The 9,931-nt window shown below is 39.3% G+C and carries 10 protein-coding genes; 5 read left to right on the forward strand and 5 right to left on the reverse strand.

The features are described 5' to 3' along the window. Window positions 1–84: 84 nt before the first annotated feature. The gene (locus tag OKC24_RS16685) at window positions 85–900 is read right to left on the reverse strand and encodes a peptidoglycan DD-metalloendopeptidase family protein (protein WP_130148476.1); all 816 of its coding nucleotides are present in this window, start codon (window positions 898–900) and stop codon (window positions 85–87) included. Between the two features lie 109 nt (window positions 901–1,009). Beyond that, window positions 1,010–1,786: a 5'/3'-nucleotidase SurE gene (surE, locus tag OKC24_RS16690; protein ID WP_130148478.1), complete on the reverse strand. Its 777-nt coding sequence runs from the start codon at window positions 1,784–1,786 to the stop codon at window positions 1,010–1,012. A gap of 155 nt (window positions 1,787–1,941) precedes the next feature. Between surE and OKC24_RS16695 the strand changes: the two genes are divergently transcribed. Then, entirely contained in the window at window positions 1,942–3,159 is a 1,218-nt protein-coding gene (locus OKC24_RS16695) for a tyrosine-type recombinase/integrase (protein ID WP_130148480.1), read from the forward strand. 102 nt (window positions 3,160–3,261) lie between these two features. Here OKC24_RS16695 and OKC24_RS16700 read toward each other — a convergent pair whose 3' ends face one another. Next, the gene (locus OKC24_RS16700) at window positions 3,262–3,408 is read right to left on the reverse strand and encodes a hypothetical protein (RefSeq protein WP_165381211.1); all 147 of its coding nucleotides are present in this window, start codon (window positions 3,406–3,408) and stop codon (window positions 3,262–3,264) included. Between the two features lie 15 nt (window positions 3,409–3,423). Next, on the reverse strand, window positions 3,424–4,842 hold the full coding sequence (locus OKC24_RS16705) for an iron-containing redox enzyme family protein (RefSeq protein WP_131276450.1): 1,419 nt from the start codon (window positions 4,840–4,842) through the stop codon (window positions 3,424–3,426). A 727-nt stretch (window positions 4,843–5,569) separates the two neighbouring features. Between OKC24_RS16705 and OKC24_RS16710 the strand changes: the two genes are divergently transcribed. The 4 genes from OKC24_RS16710 (at window position 5,570) to OKC24_RS16725 (ending at window position 9,247) form a co-directional block, all read left to right on the forward strand. Then, window positions 5,570–5,848, forward strand: coding sequence for a hypothetical protein (locus OKC24_RS16710; RefSeq protein ID WP_131276452.1), 279 nt, complete (start codon window positions 5,570–5,572; stop codon window positions 5,846–5,848). Between the two features lie 111 nt (window positions 5,849–5,959). Further along, the gene (locus tag OKC24_RS16715) at window positions 5,960–6,256 is read left to right on the forward strand and encodes a hypothetical protein (protein WP_131276454.1); all 297 of its coding nucleotides are present in this window, start codon (window positions 5,960–5,962) and stop codon (window positions 6,254–6,256) included. Window positions 6,257–6,336: 80 nt separating this feature from the next. Continuing rightward, a complete protein-coding gene (locus OKC24_RS16720; protein WP_130148488.1) occupies window positions 6,337–7,014 on the forward strand; it encodes a DUF421 domain-containing protein in 678 nt (225 codons plus the stop codon). A gap of 154 nt (window positions 7,015–7,168) precedes the next feature. Continuing rightward, window positions 7,169–9,247 carry a catalase gene (locus OKC24_RS16725; RefSeq protein ID WP_265466034.1) on the forward strand — a complete coding sequence of 693 codons (2,079 nt, stop codon included), beginning with the start codon at window positions 7,169–7,171 and terminating at the stop codon, window positions 9,245–9,247. Between the two features lie 14 nt (window positions 9,248–9,261). On the opposite strand, the gene OKC24_RS16730 is transcribed toward OKC24_RS16725, so the two are convergent. Beyond that, entirely contained in the window at window positions 9,262–9,906 is a 645-nt protein-coding gene (locus OKC24_RS16730; protein ID WP_438800948.1) for an N-acetylmuramidase family protein, read from the reverse strand. Window positions 9,907–9,931 lie beyond the last annotated feature (25 nt).

The following is a 9,931-nucleotide window of genomic DNA, read 5'->3' on the forward strand; positions in this document are numbered from 1 at the left end:
CCTCAAATTTATGAAATGCCCATATTTTAATAAAAGCAATTTCTTGCATTATACGAGGATATTCAGGTTTTGCATTACTTAAATTCAGTTAAGCGGAAGAACCATCTCAGGATTAACTGGCTTGCCGTCTAAACGGACCTGAAACTCAAGCATCGTGCCCGATGTACCAGTTGATCCCATTTCAGCAATTTTCTGCCCAGCTTGAACATTGTCACCGCTTTTCACGATCATTTTGCTGTTATGCGCATAAGCGGTGATATAGCCATTAATGTGTTTCAACAGAATCAGATTGCCATACTCTTTTAATCCATCAGCGGCATAAACAACCTGACCATCCGCTGCAGCATAAATTGGATCGCCTGCTTTGCCGCCAAAGCGGACGCCTTTCACATTGGATGCCAAGTTAAATTTCGCAATTACAGATCCATTTGAGGGTTTAACCCAGCGCAAAGAAGAGCTTTGCGCTCTCACTGCCGGTGCTGTCTGGTTTTGTGCAGAGACTGCTGGCGCCGCTGGCACAGTATTTTGCGGCAGTGGAACTGTTTGGCGCTGAATTGGCGCTGACTGTGTCATTGCCTGTGTAGATGCCGCACGGCGCGAAGCTGAATTTTTTAAGCGAATCGACTGTCCGACATAAATTCTGTATGGCGGCGCAATATCATTCATTTCAGCTACACTGATATAGCTTAAGCCATAGCGTCCAGCGATGCCGCTCAGCGTATCCCCTGAACGCACGGTATAAAAATCCGGCGCTGCCGCATAGCGTGTTGCATTGCTGACTTGCGGCTTAGATGCACAACCACTCAATATAACGGTCGAAACAGCCGCCAAGGAAAAAACCAATGACTTGATGAAAGCTGCTGGAGCTGCTTTTAAGCGATATTGTGACGCCAGGGACATTATCTTCCTCTCTACACGATAAATGGAATGCTGTAATTTCGCTAAGATTAGCAAAATTTGCCAGCAAAAAAGCTGCATCATCAGCATTTTCACAAAGTTATAACACTACTTACGCATTTTTAGTCAATTGTATGTGCAAGTTATTCAAAATTTCATAATTTGTTGCATCCATTTGGATTGGCGTAATGCTGACGTAGCCATTTGCAACCGCAAAGAAATCAGATTCAATATCGGTTAAGCCTTTCTGGGGTTCAGCAACAGCTTCACCAGACAGGCCTATCCAGTAGACTTGGCGGCCACGCGGATCAACATGACTGGTAATGGGTTTTGACTGGCGGCGGCGGCCCTGATACGTAATTTTTGCGCCTCTTAATTCGCGGCTATCTGGAATATTAATATTTAGAATATGGCGTGCTGGCAGTGCAGGCAAACCCGCAGCAATAAAGTCATGCACCCACTTTGCTGCCACTGCAAAACCTTCGGGCGTTTCATATGAACGGACATTTGGCCCTGCAAGAGATACCGCAATGGCCGGCTGTTTCATTAAGCGCCCTTCAAAAGCAGCTCCAACAGTTCCTGAATACAGGACATCATCTCCTAGATTCGCGCCGCTGTTAATGCCGCTGACCACAAGATCAAATTCAAAATCAAATAAGCCGTTCATGGATAAATAAACGCAGTCTGCCGGCGTGCCATTTACAGCCCAAGTATCTGTGGCAATTTGGATAGGACGCAGTGGACGGTCTAAAGTTAATGCGCTGGAAAAACCGCTGCGCTCTGCTTCCGGCGCAACAATGACAACGCGGCCTAAAGGGCGCAGCGCATTGGCTAAAGCTTGGATACCTGGCGCAAAAACACCATCATCGTTGGCAATTAAAATATTCACTGTAATCTACTTCAATCTACATTAGTCTGAAAATTCCTTTACACCCCTTTATTTATCTAAATCTTTAATCTATTTTAGTCGGTATTGGTTCGCACTAATCTGTTAATAAAACGGGTACTGTAGCGGGTAACTTATTTAATTAAACGGGTAACTTAATGCTCTCAGATACCAAGATAAAATCTTTAAAGCCTAAAGAGAAAATGTACAGAGTGCTTGATGCAGAAAGGTTATACATTGAAGTAAGACCTTCTGGCAAGAAAATATGGCGTTTCAAATACACCCTGAATGGCAAAGAAGGAACAGTAAGTTTTGGTGAATACCCTATCGTTTCACTTGCTGAAGCTCGTAAAAAGAAAGATGAGTCCAAAGTGCTATTGAAGGACGATATCAATCCTGTAGATGATAAGAAGAAAAAGAAAATTGAAGCCATTACTGCTACAACCAACACCTTTAAAGCTGTGGCTGAGGAATATGCTTTAGAGCAAATGAAATATAAAAGCAAAGACTATGTAAATCAGTACAAGCGATCGATGGAAAAAGATATATACAGGGTTATCGGTCACAAGCCAGTGAAGGATGTTAATTCTTCCGACGTGCTCACTATCATGAAGGACACCATGGTTCGGGTGAAAAAACTAAGCCATTACGGCACAGGAGAAGCAGCAGCAAACCAGAATCGCAGATTTATTAGTCTGGTGATGAAATACGCCATCGTTACCCTTAGAGCTGACAATGACCCCACATATGCAGTTAGGAGTGCTATAGAGTCACCAGAAATTGAGCATGCACGTCCTTTGGAGAAAGATGAGCGCATAAAGCTCCGGACACGACTAGACTTGTATGGCGGCACTACAACGGTAAGAAATGCCTGCCTTGCTATGATGTATTCTATGCTTCGCGCATCTGAGATTAGACGCATGCAGTGGTCTTTCGTTGATTTTAACGAAAAGGTGATTGAGTTCCCCAAGGCTTCAAGACGACGCAAGCAGGAAAGGAGCAATAAAAAGAACCATATCCATCTGGTTCCAATGTCCAATCAGTTATGCGCATTATTGAAAGAACAGTATGAAATCTCTCAAAACCAAACCTTTGTTTTTTCAGCGCCATTTAAGAAAGACGCAATGCTGGCCAGAACTACACTGAACAGAGCACTGGTTTTTATTGGCTTACCAGAAGTAACTACACACGATTTCCGTGCTACTGCTTCCACCCTTTTGAATGAAAAAGGATACAAGCCCGATTGGATCAACAAGCAGCTGGCACATGCTGAAGAAAACAAAACAAGGGCAACGTATAATCATGCAAAGTGGCTTGGTGATCGTAGGAAAATGCTGCAGGACTGGGCTGATATTGTTGATGGGTGGAAAGAATAAAAATGAAAAATTGGCTCTATTTCTATGTAGAACACACTTTTATTAAGTTTTAATAATTAAAAGCCCTCAAGTTAAGTCTTGAGGGCTTTTTGATGACCAGAATTACTTCTGTTGTTTCTGTGGATTTTCAGGTTGTTCATTTGGTTGTTTTTTGGGGTCAGCTTGCTGCTGTTTCTGATCATTCTGTTGATTAGGTTGTTTCTGAGGATCAGATTGCTGATTTTGTTGGTTCGGTTGTTGATTAGCCATTTCAATTTCCATCCTTTAATTTTGATACGTGCTATTACGCTCTGATAGAAATGGGAATAAATATTCAACTATTCTTTGGGTGCTCCATAACCCAATTTCCTGATGGTGGCTATGTGGCGCTAAATACAGCATCAGCCTACTTACTTTATAAGCTGTACTGCCTGATCCCTGTATCTGTTGTTTTAATTGGGCAAGTTCCTGTGTTGCCAAATAGCTAAAACTGCTGAGTTCTAGAAAGTTCTCTATCAATTCAGCATTAACTGAGTTTTTATGCTGCATGGCTTTAATCCCAGCAATCCAATCATAAATGAACGCCTTTTCAGCTACAGAGAACACACCAAACATTTTTCCATCCTTATCATTTATTAACTTCCAGAACCTGCTATTTTCAGGTTCTTGATCTAACTTTATCCAGCCAACTTTTATTAATTCAAAGATAAACTCTTCTACCTGATCATCTTCAGACAACCATTCATTTGTTGACTTTTTATTAAATAAACACTGATTGCTATGCATATATCGGCCAACCAGAGCTTTTTTTCTAAATATTTCCATAACCACATGTTCAGTATTCAAGCTTTTGATAATTTGAACTGAACTCATGCCCCGGTTATTCAAAAGAAAGCCTAATTTTACTTTACGAATAAATTCATCCTGATCTTTGTATTGAGCAGAAAGTTTTTTTAGGGCGTTTGCAGCCAGCTGCGCATGGCCATTCTCAAAATTATCAATCGTGATATGCAAATTGAAATATTTTGAGTCAATTCCCAACTCTTTCAGTTCATAATTGGTAATCAATAAATGGAGCGGAAGTTGCTCATAGCCTAAATTAAACCCTGCTATTTCAGGAATGAAATCTGATGGCGCATAAGCCAATGCCAGTTGAATCGCTGACTGATGATAATATTCATCTGGTAAATTCAATGAAAATTGATGCAACCCCAAAGATAACAGCAAATTGTCGAATAATTTCACATGATTGCCCTTCTCTTGGCCTAACCCCAATTCTTCTAGATAGATCTGGATAAAGTCCCTGAATGCTGGATCATTCCAATACTGAGTGAAGCTGTAAAGCCAAGCTCCATCTACGCGTTTAGTCGGCGCAATTTTGTATAAGAATTCATAGGCTTTAGCAGTGGTGCTGAAGAACTCTCTTGTGCCGCCATTTCCACGCCGCTCGATATATTCTTTATAGTTCAAGCATTGGTCTTTATTTTGCTTATTTATCCAGTCCACCTGTTGCTCGAGCTCAGAAGGAAATTCAGAAGTTGTAACATCTAGATGCTTGATTTCATTTTCCAAAAAATGGAAAGACTTAAGTTCTTTTGCTGATCTTGAAATTGAAGAATCTAAGAAGAACTGCGTTATTTCAAAGTACTTTTGATGATCTTTGGTTATTAAATTCAGAAATCTTTCTTTTACTGCAGTTGGCATTTTGATTCTCACGCGGTAAATGTCTTAACACCATAATTGATATATTGATTAATTCCATTTACACATTTGAAACATAAAGTTAAATAATGTAATTATGAAATACTTACCCTTTGAATACAGCATATTAAAGAATAAATACTTTAAATTAAATACGTAACAACTCATTATCAGCAACATAATCCACGCATAAATTTTGACAAAATCAATGAATTTCTGAAAAATTAAAAGAAAAAATCACACTTAAAATTGGAGTTATATTTTTAATATTATTTAAGACTCAGTGTTGTAACAAATCCAGCTTAGACCAGCCAATAATTTTCAAAAAAAATATAAATTTCAATATATTAAAAAGTTAATCTCCAAAAAAAAATCAAAAAACCCCAAATAAAACAAAATTCGAATCAGAATTCATATCCCATAAAATCAATTAAATTAATAAAAATATTATGACTCATAGTGCTTATATACTTAATCGCCATTAAATATTTCAAAATCACAGAATACAAATTTTAAAAATTATATTCCTTAAACCATGTTTGCAATTTGTAATAAAAAAATTATTTATTATCATTAAATATCAATACACCAGCATCATATTAAGACAATTATTAACTTAAATCTCAAAATGTAACACTTAAATAATTAAAATTTTATTTTTCTATGCTAATAATATTTTACCCATCCAATTTAGGCATGGGTTTCTTCTCAACTGAGTGAGGTACATAAAATGGCTAACATTTCTGAAAAGAACCAAGAAAATCGTCAAAACAAGCAACAAAATCAACAAGGCCAGCAACAACACAAGCAGCCTAACCAGCAAAATGACCAACAGAGTCAGCAGCAGCAACAGCCGCAAAATGACCAACAGCGTCAACAAGGCCAGCAAAAACGGCAACCCAATCAACAAAATGACCAACAGGGTCAGCAGCAGCAACAACAGCCGCAAAATGACAAACACCAAAACCATCAACAGCAGGATGATCAGCAACGTCAGCAACGCAAATAGATCTTTAAGTTGCTAGATTTTAACCCTTAAATTCCCTTTTTAATTTCATCAAGCCAAGAATTCAAATTTTTACTATTTGAATTCATTAGTTTGATGCAAATGGAGATCATTATGACTGTCAATGACCATCAAAATGAAAACCCAATCAAGCATGATTGGCGTACAGACTATTCTAACCGGCCTTATTATGGTGATATCCAAAAGGACATCCCAGATGTAGATTACGACCGAGATCTTCGCTCTGCTTATGAACTTGGGCAACATGCTCGCAATGAACGCGGCCATGATGCTAGGTTTGAAGATTCGGAAAGTGATTTGAAGGTTAAATGGGAAGAATTGAAAGCAGAATCCCGCTTAAAGTGGGAACAGGCCAAGCATGCAATTAAAGATGCATGGGATAAAATGTAAGCTTCAAATTGATGATGAGTCCTCGCTGACTCATCATCACTATAATTAATAAAAATTTGAAAAATAACATAGAGCACCGAATGGACTTCATAAAAATATTGCTGCATGACACAACATGGAGCTTTGCCATCGAGATACTTATTCGATGCATAGTCATGTATGTCCTGATAATTTTAGTTTTAAGGTTTTCGGGCAAACGTGGTGTCAGGCAGCTTTCTATTTTTGAAATCGCAATTATTTTAAGCTTGGGTTCGGCTGCCGGAGATCCCATGTTTTATGATGACGTCCCGCTTATTCATGCGGTGATCGTTTTTGCAGTCATCTTGTCTTTATATCGATTAACAACGTATCTAATGATGAAATCTGATGCCATTGAAAATATATTGGAAGGCAAACCAATGTATATTGTAAAAAATGGATTGCTGATCGTTGAGGATATTAAACAAGAAAAATATTCATACGATGAATTCTTTGCTGAAATGAGACAGAAAAAAATTGAGCATCTCGGGCAGGTCAAAGTAGCCCTCTTGGAAACTGATGGAAATTTAAGCGTCATCCCTTTTAGTAAAGAAAATATTAAGTGGGGTTTGCCAATTTTTCCTGACAATTATAAGCAAGCTGAAGAGTACATCATTGATCACTACTATTCATGCATGTTGTGCGGCCACACACAACTTCTCAATCATTTGGCTGATACTTGTCCCCGCTGTGATTGTAAACACTGGGCCAAATCATCTTTGAAATGCGAAAATAATTAACTCTAAAAATTTTACAGCCATTGCACCGAACAAAATACAAACACTTCTTTACTCTAATTTTTTATACCAGCTTTAATGTTTTAAAGAGTTTTCAACTATTGCAAAACCTTGCTTTGATTATTGTTCTAGAACAACACACTAAGGGACGTAGCTCATGAAAATATCCAAAACCTCCAAAATTGATCAATTTGATAAAGAGGCATATGTAGACCCAAAAGGGAAAACGCTCACTTCCTCTCTGGGCGTGCCAGTTTCAGATAACCAAAATAGCCTGAAAATTAATGAAAAAGGCCCAACGTTATTAGAGGACTTTCTTTTAAGGGATAAACTGATTCATTTTGATCGAGAACGCATTCCTGAACGTGTTGTTCATGCGCGTGGCCTTGGTGCTCATGGATATTTCGAAGCCTATGAAGGTAATGAAAAATGGACTAAAGCAAAGTTCTTAACCGATACACAAAATCCAACTCCAATTTTTGTCCGGATATCCACTGTCCAAGGTGGACGAGGATCAGCTGATGTAGTTCGTGATGTACGTGGATTTTCAATTAAATTTTACACTGAAGATGGAAACTACGATTTAGTTGGAAATAATATTCCAGTCTTTTTCATTCAGGACGCAATTAAATTTCCTGACTTTGTACATGCAGTAAAACCAGAAGATCCGAATGAAGTTCCAACTGGCCAATCTGCGCATGATACGTTCTGGGATTTTATTTCACTGAATACAGAAGCCTCACATATGACTACCTGGATCATGTCTGATAGAGCAATTCCAAGAAATTTACGCTCTATACAAGGCTTTGGTGTACATACATTCAGATTAATCAATAAAAATAATGAAGCTTTCTTGGTTAAATTTCATTGGACCCCTAAACAAGGTGTAGCCCAAGTCGTCTGGGATGAAGCTTTGAAACTCAACGGTAAAGATCCCGACTTCCATCGCCGCGACTTATGGGATGCAATTGAACGCGGCAATTATCCAGAGTGGGAATTGGGTGCGCAGATTTTTACCGAAGAAGATGCCGCTCAATGGGATTTTGATGTGCTTGATGCCACAAAACTGGTGCCTGAAGAACTCGTGCCGATTACTCCCTTAGGCAAATTTACCCTAAATCGCAATACAGATGATTTCTTTGCTGAAACTGAGCAAGTTGCTTTCAGTCCAGCAAATATTGTTTCTGGTATTGATTTTAGTAATGACCCATTACTTCAGGGCCGATTGTTCAGTTATACAGACACTCATCTGCATCGGCTAGGTACAGCAAACTTTAATCAAATTCCAATCAATAAGCCTGTCTGCCCTTTCCATACCAATCGACGCGGCGGATACGCGAACCATGAGGTCTATAAAGGGAAAGCCAATTATGAGCCTAACTCTGTAGATGACAATTGGCCAAGAGAAGCCAGCGATGACCCTCATGCATTCAAAACATATCCTGAAGAAGTGCAAGGTATTAAACTTAGAATTCGTCCCGAGAGTTTTGCGGACCACTTTTCTCAGGCAACGATGCATTATCAAAGTCTGGCTAAACATGAACAGCAGCATATGAAGGATGCATATTCTTTTGAGCTTTCAAAAGTCAAAGCCGTTGAAATTCGCAAAAGAGTCGTAAATGAAGTACTTGCCAATATTGATTTAGATCTAGCCAATTATGTTGCTAATGAATTAGGACTGGCTGCCCCTACGCGTCAAAATGACGGCTTAAAAAAAGCAGCAGTTTCATCTTCTGAATATTTAAGTACACTCGCATACCCTGCCTCTGACATCAAACAGCGTAAGATTGCTTTGTTGGTTCATGATGGCGCAAATGCAATGTCTATTGATGCAATCAAAACTTGGGGTGAATCAGAAAGCGCTGTCGTTGAAGTTTTGGCTCCGAGTGCCGCACCTGTGAAGTCGAATGATGGCAAAGAGATTGCTGTGAAAGGCCGTCAAAATGGTGAACCATCTGTTACTTATGATGCCGTAGTGGTTGTTGATGGAGATAATTTAGACGCTTTTCTAAAGGATGGTGTTGCTAAGCATTATGTTATGGAAGCGTATAAGCACCTGAAACCGATTGTACTGCTAGGTGATAAGGAATCTTTAATTAAAGACCTTAATCTTATTCAAGATCCTGCACTGATTGCATCAAAAAGTTTTGATGAGGCTAGTGATCAATTCAAGAAAGTAATTCAGAATCACCGTTACTGGAGTCGGGAAGAATCTGTGGCATCTATACCAGCCTAATATAAAAAAAGCCCTCAAATGAGGGCTTTCATATAAGCATTGGCCAGCTTTATATCGTAGCTATTTTTGGCATAAGCAATACCGTTATAGCCACGTGCAAAGGCTTTCCAATCTTTATTTTTCAGTGCATTGATAAGGCCATTCACTTTGATGTAACGGCACATTGCATCCAGCTGTGAAGCTTCGTCTTTATACATTGCATTAATAAATGCCTGAAGCGATGCATATCCTAATGCCTTCCAATGATAGCCCATCACTTGTCCAATGCCCCAGCTCGCAGACTCTAAAGCCGATGCCCGATGATACTGCGCTGCGGCATTTAAACGGCCATGCTGAGCAGAATATAAGCCATAACCCCCTGTGCTTTTGCTGCATAGATCCGGTCGCTTAATCATCATTTGCTCAACTATTTTTGATTGGCCATTGGCAATCAATCGCTGCCGTATCACATGGCGTTCAAATAGAATCACTGGCGTATTGTNTAAGCCATAACCCCCTGTGCTTTTGCTGCATAGATCCGGTCGCTTAATCATCATTTGCTCAACTATTTTTGATTGGCCATTGGCAATCAATCGCTGCCGTATCACATGGCGTTCAAATAGAATCACTGGCGTATTGTCTATATTAAAGCCTGAGCCTTTGCATTCCACTTCAATCACAGCTTTAAGCGCTGCGGCTTCAATG

The organism is Acinetobacter entericus (genome assembly GCF_026168575.1).
Lineage (GTDB): Bacteria > Pseudomonadota > Gammaproteobacteria > Pseudomonadales > Moraxellaceae > Acinetobacter > Acinetobacter bouvetii.